At 75.7% G+C, this 25,661-nt stretch carries 28 protein-coding genes and 1 pseudogene; 17 read left to right on the plus strand and 12 right to left on the minus strand.

The window, feature by feature from the left end:
• Positions 1 to 14: 14 nt before the first annotated feature.
• A complete protein-coding gene (locus tag QSK52_RS25705; RefSeq protein ID WP_285738524.1) occupies positions 15 to 977 on the minus strand; it encodes an SDR family NAD(P)-dependent oxidoreductase in 963 nt (320 codons plus the stop codon).
• Positions 978 to 1,145: 168 nt separating this feature from the next.
• Here QSK52_RS25705 and QSK52_RS25710 point away from each other — a divergent pair, with 168 nt between their 5' ends.
• Both QSK52_RS25710 and QSK52_RS25715 read left to right on the plus strand, forming a co-directional pair.
• Positions 1,146 to 3,347 carry a catalase gene (locus tag QSK52_RS25710; RefSeq protein ID WP_285738525.1) on the plus strand — a complete coding sequence of 734 codons (2,202 nt, stop codon included), beginning with the start codon at positions 1,146 to 1,148 and terminating at the stop codon, positions 3,345 to 3,347.
• A gap of 97 nt (positions 3,348 to 3,444) precedes the next feature.
• Positions 3,445 to 3,615 carry a hydrophobic protein gene (locus QSK52_RS25715; protein ID WP_285738526.1) on the plus strand — a complete coding sequence of 57 codons (171 nt, stop codon included), beginning with the start codon at positions 3,445 to 3,447 and terminating at the stop codon, positions 3,613 to 3,615.
• A gap of 111 nt (positions 3,616 to 3,726) precedes the next feature.
• On the opposite strand, the pseudogene QSK52_RS25720 reads toward QSK52_RS25715, so the two are convergent.
• The 3 genes and pseudogenes from QSK52_RS25720 to QSK52_RS25735 form a co-directional block, all read right to left on the minus strand.
• Positions 3,727 to 4,956 (minus strand): annotated as a pseudogene (locus QSK52_RS25720) (PP2C family protein-serine/threonine phosphatase).
• Positions 4,957 to 4,959: 3 nt separating this feature from the next.
• Positions 4,960 to 5,508, minus strand: coding sequence for a hypothetical protein (locus QSK52_RS25730; RefSeq protein ID WP_285738529.1), 549 nt, complete (start codon positions 5,506 to 5,508; stop codon positions 4,960 to 4,962).
• 129 nt (positions 5,509 to 5,637) lie between these two features.
• Entirely contained in the window at positions 5,638 to 5,907 is a 270-nt protein-coding gene (locus QSK52_RS25735) for a DUF6479 family protein (protein ID WP_285738530.1), read from the minus strand.
• Between the two features lie 206 nt (positions 5,908 to 6,113).
• On the opposite strand from QSK52_RS25735, the gene QSK52_RS25740 reads away from it, so the two are divergent.
• From QSK52_RS25740 to QSK52_RS25785, 10 genes are read left to right on the plus strand one after another with little or no spacing between them, the layout of a single operon-like run.
• Complete coding sequence (locus tag QSK52_RS25740; protein WP_285738531.1) at positions 6,114 to 6,911, plus strand: hypothetical protein; 798 nt, start codon at positions 6,114 to 6,116, stop codon at positions 6,909 to 6,911.
• Positions 6,912 to 6,917: 6 nt separating this feature from the next.
• On the plus strand, positions 6,918 to 8,084 hold the full coding sequence (locus QSK52_RS25745) for an SRPBCC family protein (RefSeq protein ID WP_285738532.1): 1,167 nt from the start codon (positions 6,918 to 6,920) through the stop codon (positions 8,082 to 8,084).
• Between the two features lie 5 nt (positions 8,085 to 8,089).
• Positions 8,090 to 8,512 carry a gas vesicle protein GvpJ gene (gene gvpJ, locus QSK52_RS25750; RefSeq protein ID WP_285738533.1) on the plus strand — a complete coding sequence of 141 codons (423 nt, stop codon included), beginning with the start codon at positions 8,090 to 8,092 and terminating at the stop codon, positions 8,510 to 8,512.
• Positions 8,509 to 9,297, plus strand: coding sequence for a GvpL/GvpF family gas vesicle protein (locus tag QSK52_RS25755; protein ID WP_285738534.1), 789 nt, complete (start codon positions 8,509 to 8,511; stop codon positions 9,295 to 9,297). Before gvpJ ends, QSK52_RS25755 begins: the two co-directional genes overlap by 4 nt.
• Complete coding sequence (locus QSK52_RS25760; protein ID WP_285738535.1) at positions 9,288 to 9,530, plus strand: gas vesicle protein GvpG; 243 nt, start codon at positions 9,288 to 9,290, stop codon at positions 9,528 to 9,530. Before QSK52_RS25755 ends, QSK52_RS25760 begins: the two co-directional genes overlap by 10 nt.
• A gap of 3 nt (positions 9,531 to 9,533) precedes the next feature.
• The gene (gene gvpO / locus QSK52_RS25765) at positions 9,534 to 10,202 is read left to right on the plus strand and encodes a gas vesicle protein GvpO (RefSeq protein WP_285738536.1); all 669 of its coding nucleotides are present in this window, start codon (positions 9,534 to 9,536) and stop codon (positions 10,200 to 10,202) included.
• Positions 10,199 to 10,636, plus strand: coding sequence for a gas vesicle protein (locus QSK52_RS25770; RefSeq protein ID WP_435053360.1), 438 nt, complete (start codon positions 10,199 to 10,201; stop codon positions 10,634 to 10,636). The genes gvpO and QSK52_RS25770 overlap by 4 nt, the downstream gene beginning before the upstream one ends.
• Positions 10,633 to 11,427, plus strand: coding sequence for a GvpL/GvpF family gas vesicle protein (locus QSK52_RS25775; protein WP_285738537.1), 795 nt, complete (start codon positions 10,633 to 10,635; stop codon positions 11,425 to 11,427). Before QSK52_RS25770 ends, QSK52_RS25775 begins: the two co-directional genes overlap by 4 nt.
• Positions 11,424 to 11,642, plus strand: coding sequence for a gas vesicle protein (locus tag QSK52_RS25780; RefSeq protein ID WP_285738538.1), 219 nt, complete (start codon positions 11,424 to 11,426; stop codon positions 11,640 to 11,642). The genes QSK52_RS25775 and QSK52_RS25780 overlap by 4 nt, the downstream gene beginning before the upstream one ends.
• On the plus strand, positions 11,639 to 11,926 hold the full coding sequence (locus QSK52_RS25785; protein ID WP_285738539.1) for a gas vesicle protein K: 288 nt from the start codon (positions 11,639 to 11,641) through the stop codon (positions 11,924 to 11,926). Before QSK52_RS25780 ends, QSK52_RS25785 begins: the two co-directional genes overlap by 4 nt.
• A gap of 15 nt (positions 11,927 to 11,941) precedes the next feature.
• Here QSK52_RS25785 and QSK52_RS25790 read toward each other — a convergent pair whose 3' ends face one another.
• Together QSK52_RS25790 and QSK52_RS25795 are read right to left on the minus strand one after the other, a co-directional pair.
• Positions 11,942 to 13,018: a Ku protein gene (locus tag QSK52_RS25790; RefSeq protein ID WP_285738594.1), complete on the minus strand. Its 1,077-nt coding sequence runs from the start codon at positions 13,016 to 13,018 to the stop codon at positions 11,942 to 11,944.
• 146 nt (positions 13,019 to 13,164) lie between these two features.
• On the minus strand, positions 13,165 to 13,773 hold the full coding sequence (locus tag QSK52_RS25795) for an endonuclease (protein WP_285738540.1): 609 nt from the start codon (positions 13,771 to 13,773) through the stop codon (positions 13,165 to 13,167).
• Between the two features lie 133 nt (positions 13,774 to 13,906).
• On the opposite strand from QSK52_RS25795, the gene ligD (QSK52_RS25800) reads away from it, so the two are divergent.
• Complete coding sequence (gene ligD / locus QSK52_RS25800; RefSeq protein WP_285738541.1) at positions 13,907 to 14,869, plus strand: non-homologous end-joining DNA ligase; 963 nt, start codon at positions 13,907 to 13,909, stop codon at positions 14,867 to 14,869.
• The gene (gene ligD / locus QSK52_RS25805; RefSeq protein WP_285738542.1) at positions 14,866 to 15,768 is read left to right on the plus strand and encodes a non-homologous end-joining DNA ligase; all 903 of its coding nucleotides are present in this window, start codon (positions 14,866 to 14,868) and stop codon (positions 15,766 to 15,768) included. Before ligD (QSK52_RS25800) ends, ligD (QSK52_RS25805) begins: the two co-directional genes overlap by 4 nt.
• A 61-nt stretch (positions 15,769 to 15,829) precedes the next feature.
• Here ligD (QSK52_RS25805) and QSK52_RS25810 read toward each other — a convergent pair whose 3' ends face one another.
• From QSK52_RS25810 to QSK52_RS25820, 3 genes are all read right to left on the minus strand, one after another.
• Positions 15,830 to 16,633: a DUF1206 domain-containing protein gene (locus QSK52_RS25810; protein WP_285738543.1), complete on the minus strand. Its 804-nt coding sequence runs from the start codon at positions 16,631 to 16,633 to the stop codon at positions 15,830 to 15,832.
• A 44-nt stretch (positions 16,634 to 16,677) separates the two neighbouring features.
• Entirely contained in the window at positions 16,678 to 16,929 is a 252-nt protein-coding gene (locus QSK52_RS25815; protein ID WP_352230309.1) for a hypothetical protein, read from the minus strand.
• 100 nt (positions 16,930 to 17,029) lie between these two features.
• On the minus strand, positions 17,030 to 18,232 hold the full coding sequence (locus QSK52_RS25820) for a phospholipase D-like domain-containing protein (RefSeq protein WP_285738545.1): 1,203 nt from the start codon (positions 18,230 to 18,232) through the stop codon (positions 17,030 to 17,032).
• Positions 18,233 to 18,364: 132 nt separating this feature from the next.
• Between QSK52_RS25820 and QSK52_RS25825 the strand changes: the two genes are divergently transcribed.
• The 3 genes from QSK52_RS25825 to QSK52_RS25835 are packed head-to-tail and all read left to right on the plus strand — an operon-like array spanning position 18,365 to position 21,803.
• Positions 18,365 to 20,014 carry a diacylglycerol kinase family protein gene (locus QSK52_RS25825; RefSeq protein WP_285738546.1) on the plus strand — a complete coding sequence of 550 codons (1,650 nt, stop codon included), beginning with the start codon at positions 18,365 to 18,367 and terminating at the stop codon, positions 20,012 to 20,014.
• On the plus strand, positions 20,014 to 21,018 hold the full coding sequence (locus tag QSK52_RS25830; RefSeq protein ID WP_285738547.1) for a YihY/virulence factor BrkB family protein: 1,005 nt from the start codon (positions 20,014 to 20,016) through the stop codon (positions 21,016 to 21,018). The genes QSK52_RS25825 and QSK52_RS25830 overlap by 1 nt, the downstream gene beginning before the upstream one ends.
• A complete protein-coding gene (locus tag QSK52_RS25835) occupies positions 21,015 to 21,803 on the plus strand; it encodes a phosphatase PAP2 family protein (RefSeq protein ID WP_285738548.1) in 789 nt (262 codons plus the stop codon). The genes QSK52_RS25830 and QSK52_RS25835 overlap by 4 nt, the downstream gene beginning before the upstream one ends.
• 21 nt (positions 21,804 to 21,824) lie before the next feature.
• Here the strand turns inward: QSK52_RS25835 and QSK52_RS25840 are convergent, their stop codons facing one another.
• The 3 genes from QSK52_RS25840 to QSK52_RS25850 form a co-directional block, all read right to left on the minus strand.
• Positions 21,825 to 22,181: an STAS domain-containing protein gene (locus tag QSK52_RS25840; RefSeq protein WP_285738549.1), complete on the minus strand. Its 357-nt coding sequence runs from the start codon at positions 22,179 to 22,181 to the stop codon at positions 21,825 to 21,827.
• A gap of 62 nt (positions 22,182 to 22,243) precedes the next feature.
• Positions 22,244 to 23,875, minus strand: a complete 1,632-nt coding sequence (locus QSK52_RS25845) for a fused response regulator/phosphatase (protein WP_285738550.1) — start codon at positions 23,873 to 23,875, stop codon at positions 22,244 to 22,246.
• Entirely contained in the window at positions 23,872 to 25,623 is a 1,752-nt protein-coding gene (locus tag QSK52_RS25850) for a hybrid sensor histidine kinase/response regulator (protein ID WP_435053364.1), read from the minus strand. Before QSK52_RS25850 ends, QSK52_RS25845 begins: the two co-directional genes overlap by 4 nt.
• Positions 25,624 to 25,661: the final 38 nt, after the last annotated feature.

Raw genomic sequence — 25,661 nt, forward strand, 5'->3', positions numbered from 1 at the left:
TTCCGTTCGATGGGTCAGCCCGCCTGCGGGCCGGGCTCGTTGGTGTGCCGCCCGGCCCGGTCGCCGAGCGCGGTCAGGACCGGGACGAGGCGCCCGGTGCGCCCGGACGCCGCCTCGCCCGGCAGGTCGTGCTCCGCCACCCGGCCCGGCCCCGGCAGCAGCCGGCCCGCCGCGCCCAGCAGCGCCCCGAACGTCGCCGGGGCCACTCCCTGGAGGCGCACCGCCAGCTTGGCCGCCGGGGTCAGCACCAGTTCCGGCCGCCCCCACTCGGCGGCCCGCACGATCCGGCGCGCCGCCCGGCCCGCGTCCATCGACAGCAGCGGCATGCTCGCCGCCGCGCCGAACCACGCGTACTCCAGCGGCGCCCGGCCGGAGAACCGGGCCGCCCGGTGCGAACCCGTCCGCATCAGCCCCGGCACCACCGTGGTCACCTGCACCCCGCTGCCCGCCAGCTCCACCCGCAGCCCGCGGGAGAACGCCGCCAGCGCGGCCTTCGCCGTCACGTACGGCAGCAGGTGCGGCGCCGGGACGGGCCCGCCGATCGAGGCGACGTTCACCACCGAGCCGCCGCCGCGCTCGCGCATCCCCGGCAGCACCGCCAGCACCAGTTCCAGCGGGGCCGCCACCATGACGTCCCAGGAGAGCCGGAAGTCCTCCTCGACCAGCGCCGACAGCGGCCCGACCTGGATCACCCCCGCGTTGTTCACCAGCAGGTCCAGCGGGCGCCCCAGCCGCTCGGCCGCCTCCGCGGCCACCGCCCGCCCCGCGCCCGGCACCGCCAGGTCGCACTGCAGCGCCGCCCGGCGCGTCGTCAGCCGCCCCAACCGCCGCTCCGCGAAGGCCAGTTCGGCGCCGTCCCGGGCGCACACCGCGACCCGGCAGCCGCGCCGGGCCAGCTCCTCGGCGACCAGCAGGCCCAGCCCGCGCGAGCCACCCGTCACCAGCGCCGCCCGGTCCGCGAAATCCACCCGTGCCACGGCCGCCACCTCTCCTCGGGGATCCGACTGCGCCGCGCCTGCCCGAGGTGCAGGGGAGGAAACCGGGCGATAAGAGATGTACGGGGACATTCGTCCGTTTCCGTTCGGGCCCGACCGGTTAGCCGGGTCGGTAACGCCCCCCGACGTCCACCTCCCGGAAGGACTTCCATGACTGCCGACGACACCCGCCCCGACCTGCCCGGCGAACCGAGCGCCGGCCGGCCCACGGTGGAGGAGCCGGTCGAGCCCCGTCCGCCGCTGCCCCCCAAGCCCGACCAGGCCGCGCCCGCGCCGGTCTCGGCCACCGGCCGCGGCCCGCGGACGGACGGGCCGCCCCGCGCCCAGGCGGGTGCGTACCTGACCAACGCGCAGGGCACCCGGCTGCCGGACTCCGACCACTCGCTGAAGGCCGGACCGCGCGGCCCCGTCCTGCTCCAGGACCACCACCTGCGCGAGAAGATCACCCATTTCGACCACGAGCGCATCCCGGAACGCGTGGTGCACGCCCGCGGCGCCGCCGCGCACGGCGTGTTCGAGAGCTACGGCACCGGCGCCCGGATCAGCAAGGCCGGGTTCCTCGCCGCCGGGGCGAAGACCCCCGTGTTCGTCCGCTTCTCCACCGTGCTCGGCTCGCGCGGCTCCGCCGACACCGTCCGCGACACCCGCGGCTTCGCGACCAAGTTCTACACCGAAGAGGGCGTGTTCGACCTGGTCGGCAACAACATCCCGGTGTTCTTCATCCAGGACGCGATCAAGTTCCCGGACGTGGTGCACGCGGGCAAGCCGCACCCCGACCGGGAGATCCCGCAGGCGCAGTCCGCCCACGACACCTTCTGGGACTTCGTCTCGCTGCACACCGAGGCCACCCACCACACGCTGTGGAACATGTCCGACCGCGGCATCCCGCGCTCCTACCGGACGATGGAGGGCTTCGGCGTCCACACCTTCCGCCTGGTCGACGCCGAGGGCGCCACCTGCCTGGTCAAGTGGCACTGGAAGCCCAAGCTCGGCGTCCACTCGCTGACCTGGGACGAGGCCCAGCTGATCGGCGGCGCCGACCCCGACTTCCACCGCCGCGACCTGTACGACGCCATCGAGGCGGGGGCGTACCCGCAGTGGGAGCTCGGCGTCCAGGTCATGCCCGACACGCCCGAGCAGACCTTCGAGGGCATCGACCTGCTCGACCCCACCAAGATCGTGCCCGAGGAACTGGTCCCCGTGCAGGCCCTCGGCCTGATGACCCTGCACGCCAACCCGACCAACTTCTTCGCCGAGGTCGAGCAGGTCGCCTTCCACCCCGGCCACCTGGTGCCCGGCATCGACGTCACCGACGACCCGCTGCTGGCCGGGCGGCTGTTCTCCTACATCGACACCCAGATCACCCGGCTCGGCGGCCCCAACTTCGCGCAGATCCCGATCAACCGCACCCACGCCCCCGTCAACGACATGCTGCGCGACGGCTTCCACCAGGACGCCGTGCACACCGGCGTCGCCCCCTACAAGCCCAACTCGCTGGACGGCGGCTGCCCGTTCTTCGCCGGGGCCGACGAGCGGGCCTTCGTCGAGCACCCGCAGCCCGTCCCGGAGGCCAGGAAGGTCCGGGAGGCGCCCGCCTCGTTCGACGACCACTTCAGCCAGCCCCGGCTGTTCTGGGCCAGCATGACGCCCGTCGAGCAGGAACACATCATCAACGCCTACAGCTTCGAGCTCGGCAAGTGCACCGAACCCGCCGTCCGCGAACGCACCCTGCGCGTCCTGGCCCGGATCGACGGGCGGCTGTGCGCCGAGGTCGCCGCCGCCCTCGGCCTGCCCGCCCCGGAGGGCGACGCCGCCGACGGGCCCGTCGAGCCCAGCGCCGCGCTCTCCCAGCTCGGCCGCAGCTGGCCGGTCGCCGGACGCACCGTCGGCATCCTCACCGGGCCGGACACCGACCCCGCCGAACTCGACGCCGTCCGCAGCGCCGCCCTCGCCGCCGACCTGGTGCCCCTGGTGGTCGCCCCCACCGGCGGCGACCCGGCCTGGGTGCAGCGCAGCTTCGCCACCGCCCGCTCCGTCGAGTTCGACGCCGTCCTGCTGGCCGGGGCCCCCGCCCCCGCCGCCGACGCGTCCCCCGCCCGGGACGCCCGCGCCGCCGGGCTGCACGCCGCCCTCGACCCGCGGCTGGCCCTGCTGCTCGACGAGGCCTGGCGGCACGCCAAGGCGATCGGCGGCTGGGGCCGGGCCCGCGACGCCCTCGCCGCGGCCGGACTCCCGGCCGACGGGCCCGGCGTCGTCCTCGGCACCGACCCGGTGCAGGTCCTGCGCGACCTGGCGGACCTGCTCGCCGAGCACCGGGTCTGGGACCGCTTCCCGCCGCCCAGCCAGGGCTGAGCGGGCGGATTTTCCTACCGATTGACGGCCGGTGGACGGCATGCCCGGGCGATCAGTGGGCAGACGGCGGGCGTACCGATACGAAGGAGGACAAATCGTGGTTCCGCTCCTGCTGGTCCTGCTCCTCGCCCTGCTGCTGTTCGGCGCGGGCTTCGCGGTGAAGATCCTGTGGTGGGTCGCGGTCGTCGTGCTCGTGGTGTGGCTGGTGGGCTTCCTCGCCCGCAGCACCAACGCGTCCGGTGGCCGCGGACGTTGGTACCGCTGGTAGCGGATCCTCGGTACCGACCCGACGGCGCCGACGGCGGAGGCTCACGGCCTCCGCCGTCGGCGCACGTCCGGGGCCCGGGAGAACAGCGGACGGTCTCACCGGCAGGCGGTCTCACCAGCGCGGGAGGTGGGGACGGGTGTCGTCCAGCAGCGGCGGGGAGAGCGGTTGCCACTCGATCATCATGATGGTGGCGTCGTCGGTCAGCCCCTCGTCCTGGTGCTCCAGGATCGCGTGCATCAGCCGGCGCAGCGTCTCCGGGGCGGTCTCCCCGGCACCGGCCGCCCGGATCACGAAGTCGGTGAACCGGGCCAGCCCGAAGAACTCGTGGTTGGCGCCCTTCGCGTCCACCACCCCGTCGGTGTAGATCAGCAGCCGGTCGCCCGGCTTCAGCGAGAAGGTCCGCACCGTCCGCGGGGCGCCGGTGTAGTGGCTCAGCCCCAGCGGCAGCTCGCCCGGCCCGTCCAGCGCACCCGCCACCACCTCGCCGGAGCGGATCAGCAGCGGGTGCGGGTGCCCGCAGTTGGCCCAGTGCAGGGTGCCGGTCGCGATGTCCAGGCGCAGGAAGACGCCGGTCGCGAACCGGTCCGGGAACCAGTCGTGCAGCGCCCGGTCGATCGTGTCGACCAGGTCCGGCAGGTCCGCGCCGTTGCGGCGGGCGTTGCGGCAGGCGCCCAGCGCCAGCGAGGCGGTCAGCCCGGACGCCAGGTCGTGCCCCATCGCGTCCAGCACGGCGGCGTGCAGCACCCCGTCGGCCAGCGCGTGGTCGAACGCGTCCCCGCCCAGCCGGTAGGCCGGCTCCAGGACGGCGGTGGAGATCGCCCGGTCGGTGCAGACCGTCCGCGGCGGCAGGAAGGCCCGCAGCATCTCGGACGGCAGGCTCATGGTGTCGGCCTGGGTGCCGTGCGCGTAGCTGTCGCTGGTGTCCCGCTTGGACGTGATCACCATCGCGAGCACCGAGGCCAGCAGGCGGCAGCGCCGCACCGCCTCCCGGTCCAGCTACGGCGTGCGCAGCCCCAGCACGCCCAGCCGTTCGGCCCCGTCGGTCAGCGGGAACCAGACCGCCAGGCCGGAGTCGGGATCCTCGGCCACCCGCATCGTCCCGGTCCGGAACGCCCACCCCGCCAGCGTCCCGTCGATCGGCAGGTCCGGCCCCTCGGCCAGGGCGACCAGGCGGTGCTGCTGGATGTCGGCCAGGTACACGGCGGACGAGCCCAGGCCCAGCGCCCGGGTGTACTGCTCGGCGAAGCGCGGCGCCTCCCCGGGGTCGAGGGTGCGGCCCGCGGTCAGGAACTGCTCCAGCAGCCGTTCGCCGAGGTTCAGGGGCGGTGTCTCGTCGGGCATCTCTCAAGCCGATCGCGGATACCGGGAGGGCGCAGCCCCGGTCCGCTGCTCCGGGCACCGGGACAACCCGGACGGCGTACCGCCCCGCGCGCCCCGGCCGCCGATCGGACGGACCTCCACCGGTCGCGGCTCGACCGGCTGCGGTTCGGCCGGACGGCGCTCGGTCTGACGGCGCTCGGTCGGCCGAGGTGCGGGCCCGGCGTGCGGGCCCAGCTCCAGCTCGCGTTCCAGCTCCTCGATCCGGGCGGCGACCTCCCGGGGGTCGGGCCGGACGACGGCAACGCGCCCGCGGTCCAGGGCCACCGCCCCGACCAGGCCGTGCAGCGCCAGGACCGGCAGGGCCACCGGCCACAGCGCGCCCGCGCACAGCGCGAACGCCTCGGTCTGCTGCCGCTCCTGCCGCTCGAACGTGCCGACCCGCCGCTCGTCGGCCACCGCCCGGGCGCCGCCCGCCCGCAGGAAGCGCTCCCGCTCCCGCCGGAAGACCGTCCGGGCCGTCAGCAGCCCGCCGAGCGCGTAGCCCGCCACCACCCCCAGACACAGCAGCACCACCGCTGACCGCCTCCTCGATCGCCGAAAGCCTCCGGATACGCCGCACGTATGCCCGACATTCCGGCGCCCAACGGGTGGACCGACACAAAAGCCGCCCGGACGGTGCGCGCCGGGCGGCTCTTGCACGGGTCAACGGCCGGCGGGACCGTCCGGGCCGCGCGGGGGGACGGCCGACCCCGGGCCGCCCGGACCGTCGTCCTCCGGCGTGCTCCAGGAGTCGGCCCGCGGGGCAGCGGGCCCGGGCCCCGCCGGAGGACGCCGCCGCCGCCGACTGCCCCACACGAACGCCCCGATCAGGGCGGCGACGATGATCAGCGCCGGAACGACCACCACCAGGAGGGACGGACCGCTCGACTCCTTCGCCAGTGATCCCGCCGCCAGTACCGCGTCGACCGTCATGACCTGCTCCTTCGTTCCGGTGGACCCGTCCGATCAGGCCCGCGTCGGATCCCGCCTACCCGGCCGGGCCGGAATGAATGCCCGAAAGATCCGGATATCGGTGTGTCGTGTTCCGGGTGTCGGGTAGGCGGTACGACTGTCGAAGAGGGGCGGCCACCAGGACCGGTCCGACTCCTTCTACGGGGTATCCGATGAAGAATTCGAAGTTGGCAACTGCCGTGGTCGCGGGCTACTTCCTCGGGCGCTGGCGCAAGGCCCGCTGGGCGCTGGCCCTGGCCGGGATGGCCGCGGGAAAGAAGCTCAGCACCAACCCGGGCGTGCTGTTCGGGCAACTCGTCGAGTCCTCGCCGCAACTGCGCGGCCTGGTGGACGAGATGCGCGGCGACCTCACCGAGGCGGGCAAGAAGGCCCTGGTGACGGCCGCGGGCAACCGGATGGGCGCGCTCACCGACCGCCTGCAGCAGCAGACCGAAGCCATCCGCGACCGCACCGCGGGTCGCGGCCGGGACGAGGAGGAACCGGACCAGGACGAGGTGGAGCCGGAGGAGAGCGAGGAGCCGGCGGAGGAAGAGGAGCCGGAACCGGACGAGGCGGAGGCCGAGGAGGAACCGGAGGAGGGCGAGGAGCCGGAAGAGGAAGAGGAGGAGCCGGACGAGGAGGAGCCGGAGGAGGCAGAGGAGGAACCGCCGCCCCGACGACGCACCTCGCGCAGCAGTAGCAGCAGCGGCTCCCGCGCGAGCGGCGGGACGGGCGGCGGCGCGGCGAAGCGCCCGTCGCGGGCCAAGAGCAGCACGGCGTCCACCGCTTCCCGTTCGACCGGCAGCCGCAGCCGCACCGGTACCGGTACCGCGAAGAAGACCGCGAAGAAGGCGGCGGCGCCGCGGAAGTCCGCGGCCGCCAAACGGACCGCCTCGTCGGCCGCCGGACGGAAGTCGACCGGCACCGCGTCCGCCCGGAAGAGCACCGGGACACGCGCGTCGGCCAAGAAGACGAAGGCGGGGTGACCGGCGATGGCCAGGCAGTCCCAGTCCGACGAAGGCGGCGGGAACGGCTCGGGCAGCGTGCTGGAGGCGCTCCCCACCGACCGGCTGAAGGACCAGGCGAAGGAGTTGGCGTCCGCGCTGGGGGAGCGGGCGATGACGGCGGCGGCCGACAGGGTCGGCGGGGTGACCGAGCGGCTCGTCGACTACGTGGCGAACGGCGGCAGCAGCAGCGGCGGTGACGACGGCGACGACGGCGGCGGGGGCGGGGGTGGCGGCGGCGGCCTCGGGGGGACCATCGCGAAGAAGGTGCTGGGGGCGGGGGCGTCCAAGGTGAAGGACGCCGTGACCGGGAAACTCGGTGGTGGCGGCGGGGGTGGTGGCGGCGGGAACAAGGAGACCAAGGTCACCAACATCATCGAGCAGATCGACGTCGGAGTCCCCCTCAGGGTCGCCTACAACCAGTGGACCCAGTTCCAGGACTTCCCGAAGTTCACCAAGCGCGTCGAACAGGTCGACCAGTCCGCCGACGAGAAGCTGAGCTGGAAGGCCGGGATCTTCCTCTCGCACCGCACCTGGGAGTCGACGATCGTCGAGCAGGTCCCGGACGAGCGGATCGTGTGGCGCTCGAAGGGCCAGAAGGGCTCGGTGGACGGGGCGGTGACGTTCCACGAACTCGCCCCCAACCTGACCAGGATCCTGGTCGTCCTCGAGTACCACCCCCAGGGCCTGTTCGAACGCACCGGCAACCTGTGGCGGGCCCAGGGCCGCCGCGCCCGGCTGGAGCTGAAGCACTTCCGCCGCCACGTGATGACGCGCACGATCCTCGACCCCGACGACGTCGAGGGCTGGCGCGGCGAGATCCGCGACAGCGAGGTGGTCCGCTCCCACGAGGACGCCGTGAAGGAGGAGGAAGAGCAGCAGGACCAGGACCAGGACCAGGACGAGCCGGACGAGGAGGAGTACGAGGAGGAGCCCGAGGACGAGGGCTACGAGGACGAGGACGAGGAACCGGACGAGGACGAGGACCAGGACGGCGACGAGGAGTACGACGACGAGGAGGAGTACGAGGACGAGCCAGAGGACGAGGACGAGGACGAGGACTACGAGGACGAGGACGAAGCGGAGGACGAGGAGGACGAGCCCGAACAGCCCGCCCGCCGAGGCTCCCGCCGGGCCTCCTCCCGGAAGAGGTGAGAGCGGTGTCAGTGGCCCCGCGTTCCAGCAACTACATGTCCCGCCCGTCCTCCTCGGGCCTGGTGGACGTGGTCGACCTGATCCTCGACAAGGGCCTGGTGATCGACATCTACATCCGGGTCTCCCTGGTCGGGATCGAACTGCTCACCATCGACGCCCGCATCGTGGTGGCGAGCGTCGACACGTACCTGCGCTTCGCCGAGGCGGTCAACCGGCTCGACATCACCCAGGACAACAGCAAGGGGCTCCCGCAACTGGTGAACGACATGCAGGAGGGCGGGGCCCGGCACAAGACCCGCGGCGCGCTCGAAGGCGTCAAGGAGAAGGTGTCCGACCTGGTCGGCGGGGGTGACGACGAGGACGAGGAGGAGCCGGAGGAGCGGCCCCGGCGGCGGACCCGGCCGACCCGGAAGGGACGTGAGCAATGAGCAGCACCCTGCCGTCCGACTCGGCCTGCTACGTCTACGGCATCGTCCCGGCCGACGCCACCGCGCCGGAGGGGGTGGTCGGCGTCGGCGACCTGCCCGGGCCGGTCGTTCCGGTGCGGCACCGGGAACTGGCCGCCCTGGTCAGCGAGATCGATCCCCGCCGCCCGCTCGGCACGCCCCAGGACCTGATCGGCCACGCCCGGGTGCTGGACGCGGTGGCGGCCGCGGGCACGCCCGTCCTGCCGTTCCGGTTCGGCGCGGTGGTCCGGGACGCGACGGCCGTCACCGACGAACTGCTCGCCCCGCAGCAGGAGCGCTTCCTGACCGCGCTGGAGGGGCTGGAGGGCCTCGCCCAGTTCACCGTCCGCGGCACGTACCGGCAGGACCGGGTGCTGCGCGAGATCCTCGACCAGCGGCCCGATGTCGCCCGGCTCCGGGAGGAGATCGCCACGCTCTCCGAGGACGCCTCCCGCTACCAGCGGATCCGGCTCGGCGAACTCGTCTCCGAGGAGCTCACCGCCCGGGCGCAGGCCGACGCCGACGAACTGGCGGCGCAGCTCGGTCCGCTCGCCGCGGCCACCGCCCGCGGCGACTCCTCCGCCGACCAGCCGGTGAACGCCTCCTTCCTGGTCGCCGAGGACGGGCGGGAGGAGTTCGAACGCGCCGCGGACGGGCTCGCCGCCACCTGGGAGGGCCGGATCGACCTCCGGCTGCTCGGCCCGCTGGCCCCGTACGACTTCGCCTCCCAACTCGTCGACGCCCAAGGACGCGGCTCATGGGACTGATCACCGGCCTGTTCACCCTGCCGCTCGCGCCGGTCCGCGGCGTCGTGTGGGTGGCCGAGCGGCTGTACGAGCAGGCGTGGCAGGAACTGAACGACCCGGCGGCCGTCCGCCGCCAGCTGATGGAGGTCCAAGCCGCCCGGGAGGCCGGCACGATCAGCGAGGAGGACGCGGCGGCCCGGGAGGCCGAACTGGTACGGCGGCTGGTGCCGCCGAGCGAGGGTTGGGAGGTGTGAGCCGTGCCCGAGTCACGCACCCGCCGCCCGGACGACCGTCCGAAGCGCGGCTCGTCCACCGGCGCGCCGCGACGGCGGCCCGCACGCGACCCCGAAGCGGAGCCACGGCCCCGCCGCCGGGCCGCCGACGCCGAGGAGCGGCCCGACACCGACGCACTGGAACGCGAACGGGCGGAACCGCCACGACGACGGCGCCGGCCCCCGGACGAGGGCGAGCCGCGCGGCGCACCGGCCCGGCGGCGCCGCGCCCCCCGGCGCGACGAGCCCGAGCCCGAGCCCGAGGACGCGGGGCCGGAGGAAGAGGAGGTCGAGCCGGAGGAGGACGAGCCCGAGGAGGAGCCGGAAGAGGACGAGGAGGACGAGGAGGAGCCGGAAGAGGACGAGGAGGAGGACGAGGAGCGTCCCCGGATCGACGCCGCCGGGGCCGCCCGTCGGGCCGCCGCCCAGGTGCGGGCGATGACCGGCCGCAGCCCGGAGGGCGTCACCGCGGTGGAGCGGACCGAGGACGGCTGGCGGATCGGCATCGAGGTGGTGGAGAGCCGCCGGATCCCCGACTCCACCGACATCCTGGCCCTCTACCGGGTCGACCTCGCCCCGGACGGCGACCTGCTCGCCTACCGCCGGGAGAGCCGCTACCACCGCGGCCGGTTCCCCGAGGAGGAGGAGCAGTGAGCACCCCGACCCCGTGGCGCGGCAACGGCGCGGCGCCCGCGTACCCCGGGACCTCCGCCGCGCCGCAGCCCGCCAACCTGGCCGACCTGCTCGAACGCGTGCTGGACAAGGGCATCGTGATCGCCGGGGACATCCGGATCAACCTGCTGGACATCGAACTGCTCACGATCCGGATCCGGCTGCTGATCGCCTCGGTCGACCGGGCCCGCGAGATGGGCATCGACTGGTGGGAGCACGACCCCACGCTCTCCTCCGGCGACCGCCGCCGCGACCTCGCCGCCGAGAACCGCCGCCTGCGCGAACGGCTCGGCGAACTGGAGGCCGCCCGCTCGAAGGAGGACGCCGGGGAGGCCGACGCCGACGCCGGGCCGGGGGCGGCGGAGCCGCCCCCGGCCCGGAAGGGCACCGGCACCCGCCCGCGGAGGACGTCATGACCCACACCTGGCTGTACGCGGTGGCCCCGGCGGGCCCCGACCCGCTCCCGCCGGACCTCCCCGGGGGCGTCGCCGACGAGGGCCCGCGGACGGTCACGGCCGACGGGCTGCTCGCGGTCGTCGGCTCGGTGCCCACCCCGGACTTCGACAGCGACACCCTACAGCGCCACCTCGGCGAACCCCAGTGGCTCGAACGCACCGCGCGTGCCCACCACCGGGTGGTCTCCGCGCTCGGCGGCCGGGCCCTCCCGGTCCGCTACGGCACGGTGTACCGCGACGACGACCGGGTCCGCGCCCTGCTGACGGCGCACGCCGACGGCTTCCGGGCCGCCCTCGCGGGCATCGCCGACCGCACCGAGTGGGGCGTCAAGGCGTACCAGGACCGGACGGACCCGGACGAGGGGGACGAGGAGGACGGCGCGCCGGAGGACCGTCCGGGCACCGCCTACCTGCTGCGCCGCCGCTCCGCCCGCGACCGGGCCGACCGCGCGCTGGCGGACGCCGCCGAACGCGCCCGGCAGGTCCACCGGACCCTGGCCGGACTCGCCGACCGCAGCACCGAGCACCCGCCGCAGCCCCCGGAGGCGACCGGCGTCCGCGACCCGATGCTGCTCAACGGCGCCTACCTGGTGCACCGTTCGCGGGCCGCGGAGTTCGCCCGCGCGGTCACCGGCCTCCAGCGCCTGCACGGCCCCGTGCTGCGGGTGGAACTCACCGGGCCCTGGCCCCCGTACTCCTTCGCCGACCTGCCGATCGGGCCGTCCGGGCCGTCCGGGGGCGACGCGGAATGAGTGCGTACGACCTCGCCCCCGAGCTGCGGCAGCACGAGGTCGCCCTGGTCGACCTGCTCGACCGGGTGCTGGCCGGCGGGGTGGTGATCGCGGGCGAGATCACCCTCTCGATCGCCGACGTCGACCTGGTCCGGATCAGCCTGCGGGCACTGATCGCCTCGGTCAGCTCGCTGGTCGCCGACGGGCCGACCGCCGACGGGGGAGCGGGGCCGTGAGCGGCGACCGGCCCCGGCGGGTGGAGCTCGACCCCGAGACGGTCGGACGGGACCTGGCGTCCCTGGTCCTCACGGTGGTCGAACTGCTCCGGCAGCTGATGGAGCGCCAGGCGCTGCGCCGGATCGACCGGGGCGACCTGGACGAGGAGCAGGTCGAGCAGCTGGGCCTGACCCTGATGGCGCTGGAGGACCGGATGGCGGAGCTCCGCGAGCACTTCGGCCTCACCCCCGAGGACCTCAACATCGACCTGGGACCGCTCGGCCCGCTGCTCTCCTCCGACTGACGTCCGGCCCCCCGCTCAGGACGCCCTGCCCAGCTTCCGGCGCGGCCGGGCGGCGGCCTTCAGGGCGTACTGGAGCTGGTCGCGCGTCATGGTGGACCGGTGCGGGACGCCGAGGGCGGCCGCCCGCCGGTACAGCTCGGTCTTGCTGAGCGAGGCGAGGTCCTCCACGGCCTCGGCGGGCTCCGGCGCCTCCCGCCCGGCCCGCCCACGCTTCGGCGACCCCTTCGACCCGGCAGCCCGGCCGGCTCCCGCCCGGCCCGCTCCGGCCCGTCCGGCCCTCGCACCGCCCGCACTGCCCCCGCGGGCCGCGCGGGCCTCGTCCAGGCTGCGGCGCAGGACGTCCACCAGGTCGGTGAGTTCGGTGGGTTCGGGCTCGTCGCCGGTGGACAGGGCGACCTCCCGGCCCTCGGCCTTCGCCTCGACCAGCTCCCGGACCCGCTCCTCGTAGGTGTCGTGGTAGTCCTCCGGGTTCCAGCCGACGGACAGCATCTCGATGAGCTGCTCCGCGGTGGCCAGCTCGGTCCGATTGAAGTCCCTGCGTCGGTCGGGCAGGTCGGGGACCTCCTGCTGCGGGTCGCGCAGTTCGTCGGCCCAGTGCATGGTGCGCAGCTCCAGCAGCCCGTCGGCGGAGTCGACCGCGGTCAGGTACTCCTTGCCGCGCATCGCGAACACGGCGATGCCCGCCCGGTGGGAGTGGGCGAGCGCCTCCACCAGGAGCTGGTAGACCTTGGCGGTCGCCGGGTCGGCGGGGCCCAGGTAGTAGGTCTTGTCGAAGAAGACCGGGTCGATCTCCGCGAGGTCGGCGAAACCGCCGATCTCGATCGTCCGGGAGCGCCCGGGGGAGAGTTCCTCCAGCTCGGCGGGCTCCACGACGACGTACTGGCCCTCCGCGAGCTCGTAGCCCTTGACCACGTCCTCGAACGGCACCTCCTCGCCGGTGCGCTCGTTCACCCGCCGCAGCCGCACCCGGTCGGTGGTGCCGCGCTGCAACTGGTGGAAGCGCACCGCGTGCGACTCGGTCGCCGGGTACAGCGCCACCGGCAGGCTCACCAGCCCGAACGTCAGGGTTCCCTTCCACACCGCCTTGGCCATCGTGCTCACCTTTCCCTCCGCCGCCTCGGCACGTGTCGCGCGGCTGCCCGATCCGGCCCGTGTCCACACCAGGGTCCGGCCGCGGGCGCCGGTCCGCACCCGGTCGGCCCCGCGGGACGGGCCTCCCGCGGGGCCGCGCGCGGGACTCACGCGGCGCCGGAGCGGACCAGGGCGGCGGCCAGGACGGCGTACTGCTGCGGCGGCACCAGGCGGGCCAGCCCCTCGGGCGTGCCGGGCAGGCCCAGGCTCCGCGCCGCCCGGCAGGCCCGGGCGTCGAAGGACGGGCGCAGCCACGGCCACACCGCCTGGGCCTCGCGGCAGAAGACGTCCGCGCCGACCGGGCCGATCCGCGGCACCTCCCGCAGCAGGCCGCGCAGCGCCCCCGGATCGCCGTCCGCCTCCGCCGCCATCCGGCGCAGGTCGCCGCGCCAGCGCTCCAGCACCAGCCGGGCCCCGTCGCCGAGCGCGGTGGCGGTGCTCTCGTCGTACCGGACGTAGTGGGCCCGGCCCAGGGCGTCCACCCGGTCCTGCCAGGGGGCGTCGGCCATCGCCCGCGGGGTGCGCAGCCCGGCCCGGGACAGCTCCCGGGCGGCCGCGACGGCCGTGGCGGCCCTGATCCGGACCGCGCTCAGCACCGTCAGCACCAGCAGCCGGTACAGCGGCGAGGGCCGGTCGCGCAGCGTGATCCCGGCCTCCTGCGCGTACGTCCGGCCGTGCTCCGCCAGCAGTTCGGACGTGGTCGTCTCCACCGTCATCGCCCCGCACCTCGCCTTCCGCGCGTATCACCCCCGCCACCGCGCCTGCCCGGATCCGCACCCGGCACGCGGGACGTGTCGGCCCGACCCCGGCCGGGTAGACGCCGGGGCCCGGCCGGGAGGAGGCAGGACGATGCCCGGAACGGACGCCCGCGGGCCCGAGCAGCCGATGCTCGCCACCCTCAGTGACCGCCGCACCTTCGACGCCGACATGCTGTTCGAACGGAAGCTGGACGGCGTGCGGGCCCTCGCGGTCCGCGACGGCGGCCCGGTCCGGCTGCTGTCCCGCACCGGGCGGGACCTGGGCCCGACCTACCCGGAGGTCGTGGCCGCCCTCGCCGCCCAGCCGGTCCGGGACTTCACCGTCGACGGCGAGATCACCGCCGTCCGCGGCGGACGCAGCGACTTCGCCCTGCTCCAGCAGCGCATGCAGCTCACCCGCGCCGAGGACGTCCGGGCCAGCCCCGTCACCGTCCGCTACTACCTGTTCGACCTGCTGCGCCTGGACGGCCGCGACACCACCGCGCTGCCGCTGCGCAGCCGCAAGTCCCTGCTGCGCCGGGCACTGGAGTTCCGCGCCCCGCTGCACTACACCACCCACCGGGTCGGACGGGACGGCCGCGAGCTGCTCGCCGCGGCCTGCGCACGCGGCTGGGAGGGGCTGATCGCCAAACGGGCCGACGGCCGCTACCGGCGCGGGCGCTCCCCGGACTGGCTCAAGCTCAAGTGCGCGGCCGACCAGGAACTGGTGATCGGCGGCTTCACCGAGCCGGCCGGCAGCCGGGTCGGCTTCGGCGCCCTGCTGGTCGGCCACTACCAGGACGGGCGGCTCCGGTACGCGGGCAAGGTCGGCACCGGCTACGACACCCCGACCCTGCACGCCCTGCGGGCCCGGCTGGAGCAACTGGAGCAGGAGCGCCCGCCGTTCGCCGACCGGGTCCGGGAGCCGGGCGCGCACTGGGCGCGCCCCGAACTGGTCGCGCAGATCGCCTTCACCGAGTGGACCAGGGCCGGGCGGCTGCGCCACCCGCGCTACCTGGGCCTGCGCGAGGACAAGCGGCCCACCGAGGTGGTCCGGGAACGGAGCACGCCATGACCACCGTCGAGATCCGGGCCAGCGGCCGGATCGTCCAGCTCAAGCGCGCCGACAAGGAACTGTTCCCGGCGGACGGCCTCACCAAGGCCGACCTCGCCGCGCACTACCGCCGCGTCGCCCGGCGCATCCTGCCGCAGCTGCGCGACCGTCCGCTGATGCTGGAGCGCTACCCCGACGGCATCGACGGCCCCCGGCTCGTCCAGAAGGACACCCCCGAGCACTTCCCGGAGTGGATCCGGCGCGCCGAACTGCCCAAGGCGGGCGGCACGGTGCGCTACCCCGTCTGCGACGACCTGGCCACCCTGCTCCACCTGGTCGGGCAGGCGTGCGTCACCCCGCACCGCTGGCTCGCCAAGGCCGACCGGCCCGACCACCCCGACCTGATGGTCCTCGACCTCGACCCGGCGGGCGAGGACTTCGAACCCGTCCGGGAGGCGGCCGTCCTGGCGCACGGGCTGTTCGCCGAACTCGGCCTCCCCGCCGACCTGATGACCACCGGCTCGCGCGGACTGCACCTGCTGGTCCGGCTCGACCGCAGCGCCTCCTTCGACGAGGTCCGGGCCTTCGCCCGGGACGCCGCCGAGCTGCTCGCCCGCCGCCACCCCGGCCTGGTCACCACCGAGGCCCGCAAGGCGGCCCGCCGGGGGCGGCTCTACCTCGACGTCCAGCGCAACGCCTACGGCCAGAACGCCGTCACCCCGTACGCGGTCCGCGCCCTGCCCGGCGCGCCGGTCGCCACCCCGCTGGCCCTCGACGAACTGGACGACCCCGACCTCACCGCCCGGCGCTGGACCCTCGCCACCACGGCGGAACGCCTGCAGGCCCCCGACCCGTGGCGGGGCGCCGCCCGCCGGGTCCGCTCGCTGGACGCCGCGCGCCGCCGCCTCGAACGGCTCTGACCGCGCGGCCGGGGGAGCCGGGCCCTCGTCGGGAGCCGGGCCCTCGTCACCCGGCGGGGGTTCAGAACCGGCGCCAGCGCGCCGAGGCGAAGGAGAACACGCCGTACAGGACCAGCCCGGCGGCCACCGCCACCAGCAGCCACGGGCCCGCCGCGCTGTCGGCGAAGGAGCGCAGGGTGTCGTCCATGCCCCGGGCCCGCCCGGGGTCGAAGCGGACGGCCGCCACCACGACGAACGCCCCGGCGGCCGCGTACACCGCGCCGCGGGCCACGTTGCCGGAGATGCCCGTCCCGGTCACCGCGGTCCGGGTGCGCGGGTCCATCGACGCGGTGTCGAGCTTGCGCAGGAAGCGCCGCTGCAGGGCGCGGACCGCGATCGCCGCGCCGACGCCCGCCAGCACCAGCCCGGCCACGCCCACCAGCCAGCGGCCGCCGGGCCAGCCCAGCGTGGTGGCCGTCCAGTCCTTGGAGGCGGAGTCGCTGTCCGAGCCGCCGCCGGAGCCCGCCGCGTACGAGGCCGTTCCCCAGGCCACGAAGCCGTAGAACACCGCCCGCCCGGCCGACAGCAGCCGCGAGCCGGTCTTCTTCCGCCCGGCCTCGCCGAACACCGCCGTCGAGGCCCGCCACAGCGCCATCCCGACGAAGCCGACCGCCAGCGCCCACAGCAGCACCGTGCCGAACGGCTGCTCCGCGACCTGGTGCAGCGCCCCCTGCCGGTCGGCGTCCTCCCCGCCCGCCCCGAAGGCGATCCGCAGGGCCAGCACCCCGACCAGGGCGTACACCACGCCCCGGGCCACGAAGCCCGTCCGGCCCGCGGCCGTCGTCACCCGGCCCAGCCGGGCGTCCTCACGCGGGTTCCCGTCCATCGACGTCCTCCTCCTCGTTCCTTCGTACGGTTCTCGCGGGCCGCTCAGTCGAGGGCCCGGCTGCGGGTGACGAGGTTGCCGATGACGACGTAGACGACCGCCGGGACGCCGTAGTCCAGCAGGACCTGGGCGGTGTGGTGGGAGACCGTGAACAGGCCGCGGGACCAGCCGGAGAGCCAGTCGGCGGCGGTGTGGAACCAGTTGACGAGGCCGTTGTCCTGGTTGGCGCCGAAGAGGTCCAGCAGGATCCAGACGACCAGGATCGCCGCGAGCGCGTGGGCCAGGACCGATATCACCGAAGTTGTCCGTCTCATGGCTGCCGCCTTGCCCGTCGCGTCGACCCCAAACCCGTTGCAGGGGAGGGGAGTTGGCCGTTTCCGCCGGGGGCGGGGGCGCTCACAGGAAGTGCCGGATCGGGGCGGTGGCCGCCTCCAGGGCGCGCCGGGCCGGGCCGCGGCGGTGCCAGCGCTCCGGCACGACGGCCTCGCTGCGCGCCAGGTCCTCGTCGAAGTGCCGGTCCAGGACGGCGGTGAACTCCTCGTCCACCACGGTCAGCACCACCTCCTCGTCGTGGTCCAGCGAGCGGCGGTTGAAGTTCGCCGAGCCGACCACCGCGGCCGTCCCGTCCACCGTCAGCACCTTGGCGTGCATCATCGTCGGCCCGTACCGCCACACCGTCACCCCGGCGGCGGTCAGCCGCCCGAAGTGGCGCTCGCCCGCCAACTGGCACACCCGCTTGTCGGTGTGCCGACCCGGCACCAGCAGGTCGACGGCGACCCCGCGGCGGCCCGCGGCGCACAGCAGGTCGACGAAGTAGTCGTCGGGCGCGAAGTACGCCGTCGCCAGGCGCAGCCGCCGCTCGGCCGAGGAGATCACCACCCGCATCAGGGTCTGCAGGTCCTGCCAGCCGACCGCGGCCGAACCCCGCACCACCTGCACCACCGCCCCGCCCGGCTGCTCGTGCTCCGCGAACCGGTCCGCCGCGTCGTACAGCGTGCCGGGTGCGCACTCGGCCCAGTTCTGCGCGAACGCCGCCGCGATGCCGTCCACCGCGGGCCCGACCACCCGCACGTGGGTGTCCCGCCACTCGCCCGGGTGCCGGGCGTCGCCGCACCACTCCTCGGCGATGCCGACCCCGCCGGTGAACGCGACCCGGCCGTCCACCACCAGGACCTTGCGGTGGCAGCGGTGGTTCTGCTTGAACGGCGACAGCCGCACCGGCCGCCGGAACCACGAGATCTGGACGCCCGCCGACTCCATCAGGTCGATCAGCTCCGGCTCGATCAGCCGACTGCCGAACCCGTCCAGCAGCAGCCGCACCCGCACGCCCAGGGCCGCCCGGCGGGCCAGCGAGCGGGCGAAGACCCGGGCGATCTCCCCGCGCCAGTACACGAACGTCATCAGGTCGACCGTCCGCCGCGCCCCGTCGATCGCCGCCAGCATGGCCGGGAAGATCTCGTCCCCGTTGCGCAGCGGCGTCAGCAGGTTGCCCTCGGTCGCGGCGATGCCGATCAGCCCCTCCAGTCGGCGGCGCAGCACCCGGCCGCGGTCCGCGGGGAGTGGGGACGGGGCGGGTTCGGGCGCGGTCTCGGTCGTCATCGGTCTCTCCGTCCGGGGCGGGTCGCTGTGGCGGCCGCTCGGCTACCCACTGCGCCGCGAACGATGCCCGCGGAGGGGGGCCGAAGAGGAAACGGGAGGGATGAAAACCGCGGACCGGGGGACACGGGGGCCATGACGAGGACTCGGGGACGGGCGGCCGGACCGCTCGGCGTACTGGCGGCGGTGCTGGGGCAGTTGGCGGCACTGGTCGCCGTCGGACTGCTGATCACCCACCCGCCCGGCCACTGGTGGGACCCGGGCGAGAACGGCCTGGTCAGCCGGCTGGCCGCGCACCGCACCCCCGCCCTGACCACCGCCAGCGACTGGCTCTCCGCGATCGCCTTCACCCCGGCCGTCGTGGCGGTGACGGCCGCCGCCGCGGCCCTGCTGCTGCTCCGGCACCGGTGGCGGGACGCCGCGCTGCTCGCCGGTGCCGTCGCGCTGCAGGCCGCGCTGTTCGTGACCGCCGCCCACCTGGTCGACCGGGCCCGGCCCGACGTCGTCCGGCTGGACGGCGCCCTGCCCACCTCCAGCTTCCCGTCCGGGCACGTCGGGGCGGCCACCGCCCTGTACGGCGGCCTGGGCCTGCTCGCCCTGCACGCGCTGCGCGGACGGCGCCGGGTGCTGCCCGTGCTGCTGTGCGCCCTCGCCTGGGCGGTGCCGGTGCTGGTCGCCGCCAGCCGCCTCTACCGGGGCATGCACCACCCCACCGACGTGGTGGCCGGGGCGCTCAACGGCGCGGCCGCCCTGTGGGTGGTCGCGCACGCGCTGCCCGCCCGCGAGCGGCGGACACCGGTCGCCGCCGCCGTCCCGCTCCCGGCCGCGCTGGTGCACAACCCGCTGTCGGTCGACCAGGCCCTGCTGGAACGGCTCACCGCCGTCCTGACCGCCCACGGCCACGGCCCCGTCCGCCACCTGGCCGGGGACGCCGAGGACTGCGGCCGGGCCGCCGCCGCCCGGGCCCTCGCCGACGGCGCCCGCCTGGTCGCCGCCTGCGGCGGCGACGGCACCGTCACCGCCTGCGCCGAGACCCTGGCCGGCACCGGCGCCACCCTGCTGGTCGTCCCCTGCGGCACCGGCAACCTGCTGGCCCGCAACCTCGGCCTGCCCACCGACCCCGAGGCCGCCCTGACCGCCGCCCTCACCGGCCGCACCCGCCGGATCGACCTGATGCGGGTCGAGGGCGACGGCCTGCCCGCCCGGGCCGCCGCCACCATGGCCGGGATGGGCCTCGACGCCGCCGTGATGGCCGACACCGGCCGCACCCTCAAGCGCCGCCTCGGCTGGCCCGCCTACCTGGTCGCCGGGGCCCGCCACCTCACCGACCGGCGCTTCCCGCTGACCGTCACCGTCGACGGCGCCCCGCCGGTGCGCCGACAGGTCCGCACCGCGATCGTCGGCAACGTCGGCACCCTCCAGGGCGGGGTGCGCCTGCTGCCCGACGCGACGCCCGACGACGGGCTGCTCGACCTCGTCCTGGTGCAGCCGCACGGGCCGCGCGGCTGGTGGCAGACCCTGCTGTCGCTGCTCACCGGCACCCGCCGCCCCGGCCCCGACGCCCCGCTGGAGCACTTCCGCGGCCGCCGCATCGAACTGACCGCGGACCGCGCCCATCCGCGCGAGTGCGACGGCGACCCGGTGGACGAGGGCCGCACCCTCACCCTGACCGCCCGCCCGGACACCCTGCTGGTCCGCGTCCCCGGCACCCCGCCCGCGCCGCCCGCCGGGAACGCCGCACCCGCCGGGAACGCCGCGGAGTGGGCCGAGCGGGAGGTGGCCTGATGGGAACCGCCAGCCGGGTCCGGCCCGGCCACGAGCACCTGTCCGCGGACGAGGCGGTGGGGACGCTGCGCCGCCGGGCCTGGTGGCCGCTGGCCCGCGACGCCTTCGTGCGGTTCCGCTACGCCGACGGGTTCAGCCACGCCCGCGCCCTCGCCTTCCAGGTGGTGCTGGCCCTGGTGCCGTTCGCGATCGCCGTGGTCGGCCTGGCCTCCTCGCTGCACGGCGGTCCGCTCGGGCAACTGGTCGCCGCCAGCATCCAGCGGATGGTCCCGGCCTCCAGCGCCGACCTGGTGCGCGAGGTGCTCGACCGCAGCCGCCACCGCACCGGCGGCACCCTCGCGCTCTGGTTCGGCGCCCTGTTCGCGCTCGCCAACCTGGTCACCGCGATGTCCCAGATCGAACGCGGCGCCAACCGCATCTACGGCATCGAACGGGACCGACCGTTCGACCGCAAGTACGGGCGGAGCCTGCTGATGGCCGCGGGCGCGGGCCTGCCGATGGGCACCGGCTTCCTGGTGCTGGTCGCCGGACCGCAGGTCGCCGCCGCCTCCGAGGAGGTGTTCGGGACCGGCCCGGCCGCCACCGCCGCCTGGACCCTGCTGCGCTGGCCGGTCGGCGTCCTGCTCACCCTCACCTCGGCCGCGGTGGTCTTCCGCCGCGCCCCCCGCCGCCGCCAACCCGGCTACAGCTGGCTGGCGTTCGGCGCCGGGGTCCACCTGGTGCTCTGGCTGGCGGCGACCTGGCTGCTCAGCCTCTACCTGCGCCTGAGCGGCTCGTTCGACGCCGTCTACGGGCCGCTCAGCGCGGTGTTCTCGCTGCTGGTCTGGGCCTACCTGACGGCGATCGCGCTCTTCCTCGGCCTCTCCTTCGCCGCCCAGCTCGAAGCCGACCGCACCGGCACCCCCGGCCCCGTCCTGCCCGACCCGCTGGCCCCCGAGCAGCCGAAGGACGCCGGGCCGAAGCCCCCCGCGCACCCCGCGGTTCCGGGGAGGTCGTCGCAGTGACCCGCCACCCCCTCCGTCCGCGTCCGTACCGGTGGCTGCCGTCGCGCCGCACCGCCGACCTGCGGCTGGGCGAGCGCCTGCTCGCCGCCGTGGTCGCGTTCGCGGTGGCCGCCGTGCCGACCGCGCTGCTGCTGGTGCTGATCGAGTCGCACTGGCCGCCGCTGCACCGCCTCGACGCGGGCGCGGCGCACCGGCTGCACACCACCGTGCGCGACCACCCCGCCGTCCTCTCGGTGCTGCGCACGCTCAGCAACGGGGTGTGGGACCCGCTGACGATGCGGCTGCTGGTCGCGGCGGCCGTCGGCTGGCTGCTGTGGCGGCGGGCCTGGCGGCTGGCGGTGTGGGCCGCGGCGACGGTGACCGCCTCCGGACTGGTCGGCTGGGCGGTGAAGGCGGCGGTCGCCCGGGCCCGGCCCGCGCTGCCCGACCCGGTGGCGCACGCCCCGGGCTTCTCGTTCCCGTCCGGGCACGCGATGACGGCGGCGACCTGCTGCACCGTGCTGCTGCTGGTGTTCTCGCCGGTGCTGCGCCCGTCGTGGCGGTCGGCGGCCCGGGTGGTGGCCGGGGTGAGCGTGCTGGGGGTGGGCTTCACCCGGGTCGCGCTCGGCGTGCACTGGGCCAGCGACGTGCTGGGCGGGTGGCTGCTCGGCCTGGGCCTGGTCGCGGCCACCGCCTGGGCGTTCGAGGGCTGGCGGCGGGAGACCGGCCGTCCCGTCCCGCCGCCGCTGGCCGAGGGCCTGGAGCCCGAGCTCGCCCCGGACGGCCCGCGGCGGCCCGAGGAGTAGGGACGCGCGCCCCGGGACGGGTCAGCCGTTCCGGGGCAGCGCGTCGACCGCGGCGTCGACGGTGGCGTGGCTGGGCAGCAGCCCGTCCACCCCGGCCATGGCGAGCAGCCGTCGCAGGTCGAGCGAGGTTCCGGCCAGGGCGAGCGCGGTGCCGGCGGCCCGGGTGCGGCGGAACGCGAAGAGCAGTTCGGCCACGCCGACGGAGTCGCAGAACCCGAGCCGGGTCAGGTCGAGCACCAGCGGCAGGTCCTCGGCGGTCCCCTCGACCGCCCGGTGCAGGCGCGGCGCGGTGTGGAAGTCGAGCTCGCCCGCGAGGACGACGACGCTCGCCCCCGCGGGATGGGTGCGGACCTCGATGGTCAGGGCGTACTCGGGCACGGGGGCTCCGTACGGTGCGGGGCGGACTTGCGGGCAGGGCGGGGCGGGGTGTGGTCCGGGGCTCAACCGAGCCGGGCGAGCAGCAGCGCGACGTCGTCGGTCTGCGCCCGGGAGAACGAGGACAGCAGCAGGTCGGCCGCCGGGTCGAGCGCGGCCGGGGCGGCGGCGAAGGCGTCCCGCAGCGAGTCCAGGCCGGTCTGCAGGTGCTCGCCCGGGACTTCGATCAGGCCGTCGGTCACCAGCAGCAGGGTGCTGCCGGGCTCGACCGGATGGTCGACCGGCGGCGGCTGCGGCACGTTCAGGCCGAGCAGGATGCCGTGCTCGGTCAGGTAGCGGGTGGAGCCGTCCGGCCGCCGCAGCAGCGGCGGCAGGTGCCCGGCGTTGGCGACCTGGACGCTGCGCCGGTCGGGCGCGATCAGCACCAGGCACACCGTCGCGGTCAGGCCGGGGCGCAGCCGGGTCAGCAGGGCGTCCAGCCGGTGCAGCAGGGTCTGCGGGTCGTGGCCCTCGATGGCGTAGGCGCGCAGCGCGTGGCGCAGTTCGCCCATCGCCATCGCCGCCTCCAGCGAGTGCCCGGCCACGTCGCCGATCGCCAGCAGCAGCCCGGCGGGGGTGTCGATGGCCTCGTAGAAGTCGCCGCCGATCTCGCTGCGGGCGGAGGCCGGTTCGTACCGCACGGCGAGTTCGACCTCGGGGACGGCGGGCAGCCGGCTGGGCAGGAAGCTGCGCTGCAGGGTGAGGGCGAGGGCGTGCTCCTCGGCCTGGCTGCGCTGGGCCTCCAGGGCGAGCGCCCCGGCCTGGGTGAGCTGGGGGAGCAGGCCGCGCTCGTCGGGGTCGGCGACCGCGTCCCGGTCGACGACCACGGCCAGCAGCGGGCGGCCGGGCTTGGTGCGGGCCACCACCAGGGCGACCGGTCCGGCGGGCAGGCCCGCGCCGCCCAGGCCGTGCCCGGCCAGGACCTCGTGCCACTGCTCGGCGTCGAGCAGGGCGGTGTCGGTGCCGGTGGCGTCGCCCAGGGTGTGGTGGGCGATGACGTCGAGCAGGACGGGCGGCGCCTGGAGCAGCCGCACCGCCGGGCCGTCCGGCAGGTCCGGGTCGTGGTGGGCCAGGTGCAGGGCGTCGCGGTCCGGCCCGAGGGCGATCGCGGTGGCCCGGGCGGCGCCGAGCCGGATCGCGCCGAGCGCGGCCGCGCCGACCAGGGCGTCGGTGTCGGTGGCGCCGTACAGGGCGAGCGTGCTGCGGTGCAGCGCCGCGACCCGGGCGGCCAGGCGTTCGGCGTGCCGCCGGGCCCGGGCGTAGCGCAGCACGGCGGTGACGGTGGCCTGCAGCTCGGCCGGGTCGATCGGCTCGGTCAGGTAGGCGTCGGCGCCCCGGTGCAGGCCCTGGGTGCGGTCGCTGGCGGCGATCGCGGTGGCGGAGATGTGGACGACGGGCAGCGCGGCGGTGCGCGGCCCGCTCTTGATCCGTTCGCACACCTCGAAGCCGGTCATGTCGGGCAGGCTGATGTCCACCACGGCGATCTCGGGCAGCTCGGCGGTGGGGGTGCGCTCCAGCAGCGCCAGGGCCTGGGTGCCGTCGACCGCCTCGACGACGGTGTGCCCCGCGCGGCGCAGCCAGCTGCCGACGACGTAACGGGTCGTGTCGTTGTCGTCGAGCACCAGGACGGTGGCGGGCCCGGCGTCGGAGCCGGTCATGACCCCTCCTCGGGGGACGGCCGCCGGGGCGGGGCGGGGCGGGGGGCGGACAGGGCGGCGGCGATCCGGCCGCCGCTCAGGCCGGACTTCGGCAGCACGGCGCGGGCGTGCGACAGCCGGGCCCGTTCGGCGGCGGTCAGCGAGGCGGAGGTCAGCACCACCACCGGCGTCCGCCGCAGCACCGGGTCGGCCCGCAGCTCGGCGAGGACCCGGTAGCCGTCCGTGTCGCCGAGGTGCAGGTCGAGGACGATCCCGTCCGGCCGGATCTCGCGGACCAGCGGCAGCGCGGCTGCGCCGTCGCCGCTCTCCACCACCCGCTCGGCGATCTCGTGCAGCAGCGGGCGCAGCACGTCCCGGAACGCCGGGTCGTCGTCGACCGCGACCAGCACGCCCCGCCGGGGTCCGGGCGGCGGGGCCGGGTGCGCGGGCAGCCGGACGGTGAGCGCGCTGCCCCGGCCGGGCGCGCTGTCCAGGCGCAGCGTGCCGCCGAGGATCTCGGCCAGCCGGCGGGCGTACGGCAGGCCCAGGCCGGTGCCGCGGCGGCCCCGCTGGTGCGCGCCCTTCACCTGGTAGAACTCCTCGAAGACCCGTTCGTGCTGGTCGGCGGGGATGCCCACGCCGGTGTCGGTGACGGTCACCACCAGGAACGGGCCCTCGCCCCCGGCCTCCTCGATCCGGGTGGTCAGCTCCACCGACCCGTGCTCGGTGAACTTGAGCGCGTTGGACAGCAGGTTGCGCAGGATCCGCACCAGCATCGTCTCGTCGCCGAGCAGCGGCTCCGGCACCTCGGGCGCGGGACCGATCCGCAGCTCGACGCCGGGGCGGGCCAGGCCGCGCAGGGTGCCGTCCAGGTGGGCGAGGACGGCGCGCAGGTCGAGCGGCGCCCACAGCGGGTCGAGGGTGCCGGACTCCGCCTTCGCGACGTCCAGCAGTTCGTCCACCAGGGCGAGCAGGGTGCGGCCGGAGTCGGCGATCAGGGACAGCTGGCGGCCGCGCTCCTCCGGCGGGGCGTCGGCGTCGGCGCGCAGCAGCTCGGCCAGGCCCACCACCGCGTTGACGGGGGTGCGCAGCTCGTGGCTGACGTTCGCCCAGAACCTGCTCTTGGCCTCGCTGGCCTCGCGCAGCTGCCGCGACTTCTCGTCCAGCTCGGCGTACAGCGCGACCACGCCCCGGTTGGTCTCCTCCAGCTCCTCCGACAGCTCCGAGTACAGGGCCAGGACGCCCCGGTTGGTCTCCTCCAGCTCGCGGTTCAGGCGGCGCAGTTCCTCGCGCTGGGCGCGGGTGCGCTCCAGCGCGGCGATCAGGTCGCGGGTCTGCGCCCGGGAGTCCTCCAGGGCGCTGGCGCCGGTGTGCGCGGCGAGCAGGCCACGGACCCGTCCGAGCAGCTCCGGGCCCGGCTCGGGGCCGGGGCCGAGCCGCTGCTCGACCCGCACCAGGCCCTCCCCGCCGCCGTGCTCGTGGCGGGTGGGCAGCAGCCGGGCGGACGCCTCCAGCGCCTCGTCGGGCAGCCGGTGCCCGCCCCGCCAGGCCAGGGTGACCCGCAGCGCGGCCGGCCGCCCCGGCAGCAGGTCGAACGCGGCGGTGAGCCGGTCGGCGCCGAGCAGACCGCGGCCGAGCTCGCTCAGCACGGTGGCCAGCCGGACGGCGTCCTGCCCGTCCGCGCCGAGCAGGTCGGCGACGGCGCGGGCGCTGCGGCGCAGCGCGAAGGTGTCCTGGGCGGTGAGCACGGGCGCGACGCCCAGGTGCACGGCCGCCCGCTCGGCGGTCTCCTCGCCCGTGCCGTCCT

Origin of the sequence: Kitasatospora phosalacinea (genome assembly GCF_030268885.1) — a bacterium.
Taxonomy (GTDB): Bacteria; Actinomycetota; Actinomycetes; order Streptomycetales; family Streptomycetaceae; genus Kitasatospora; species Kitasatospora phosalacinea_C.

Bases quoted from the DNA above. Each gene is read 5' to 3' on its own strand.
- QSK52_RS25820 (WP_285738545.1), bottom strand. From the start codon at position 18,232: ATGACGACCGAGACCGCGCCCGAACCCGCCCCGTCCCCACTCCCCGCG.
- ligD (WP_285738541.1), top strand. From the start codon at position 13,907: ATGCCCGGAACGGACGCCCGCGGGCCCGAGCAGCCGATGCTCGCCACC.
- QSK52_RS25710 (WP_285738525.1), top strand. From the start codon at position 1,146: ATGACTGCCGACGACACCCGCCCCGACCTGCCCGGCGAACCGAGCGCC.
- QSK52_RS25735 (WP_285738530.1), bottom strand. From the start codon at position 5,907: ATGACGGTCGACGCGGTACTGGCGGCGGGATCACTGGCGAAGGAGTCG.
- QSK52_RS25760 (WP_285738535.1), top strand. From the start codon at position 9,288: ATGGGACTGATCACCGGCCTGTTCACCCTGCCGCTCGCGCCGGTCCGC.
- QSK52_RS25745 (WP_285738532.1), top strand. From the start codon at position 6,918: ATGGCCAGGCAGTCCCAGTCCGACGAAGGCGGCGGGAACGGCTCGGGC.
- QSK52_RS25825 (WP_285738546.1), top strand. From the start codon at position 18,365: ATGACGAGGACTCGGGGACGGGCGGCCGGACCGCTCGGCGTACTGGCG.
- QSK52_RS25755 (WP_285738534.1), top strand. From the start codon at position 8,509: ATGAGCAGCACCCTGCCGTCCGACTCGGCCTGCTACGTCTACGGCATC.
- QSK52_RS25775 (WP_285738537.1), top strand. From the start codon at position 10,633: ATGACCCACACCTGGCTGTACGCGGTGGCCCCGGCGGGCCCCGACCCG.
- QSK52_RS25795 (WP_285738540.1), bottom strand. From the start codon at position 13,773: ATGACGGTGGAGACGACCACGTCCGAACTGCTGGCGGAGCACGGCCGG.
- QSK52_RS25810 (WP_285738543.1), bottom strand. From the start codon at position 16,633: ATGGACGGGAACCCGCGTGAGGACGCCCGGCTGGGCCGGGTGACGACG.
- QSK52_RS25790 (WP_285738594.1), bottom strand. From the start codon at position 13,018: ATGGCCAAGGCGGTGTGGAAGGGAACCCTGACGTTCGGGCTGGTGAGC.
- QSK52_RS25830 (WP_285738547.1), top strand. From the start codon at position 20,014: ATGGGAACCGCCAGCCGGGTCCGGCCCGGCCACGAGCACCTGTCCGCG.
- QSK52_RS25845 (WP_285738550.1), bottom strand. From the start codon at position 23,875: ATGACCGGCTCCGACGCCGGGCCCGCCACCGTCCTGGTGCTCGACGAC.
- ligD (WP_285738542.1), top strand. From the start codon at position 14,866: ATGACCACCGTCGAGATCCGGGCCAGCGGCCGGATCGTCCAGCTCAAG.
- QSK52_RS25780 (WP_285738538.1), top strand. From the start codon at position 11,424: ATGAGTGCGTACGACCTCGCCCCCGAGCTGCGGCAGCACGAGGTCGCC.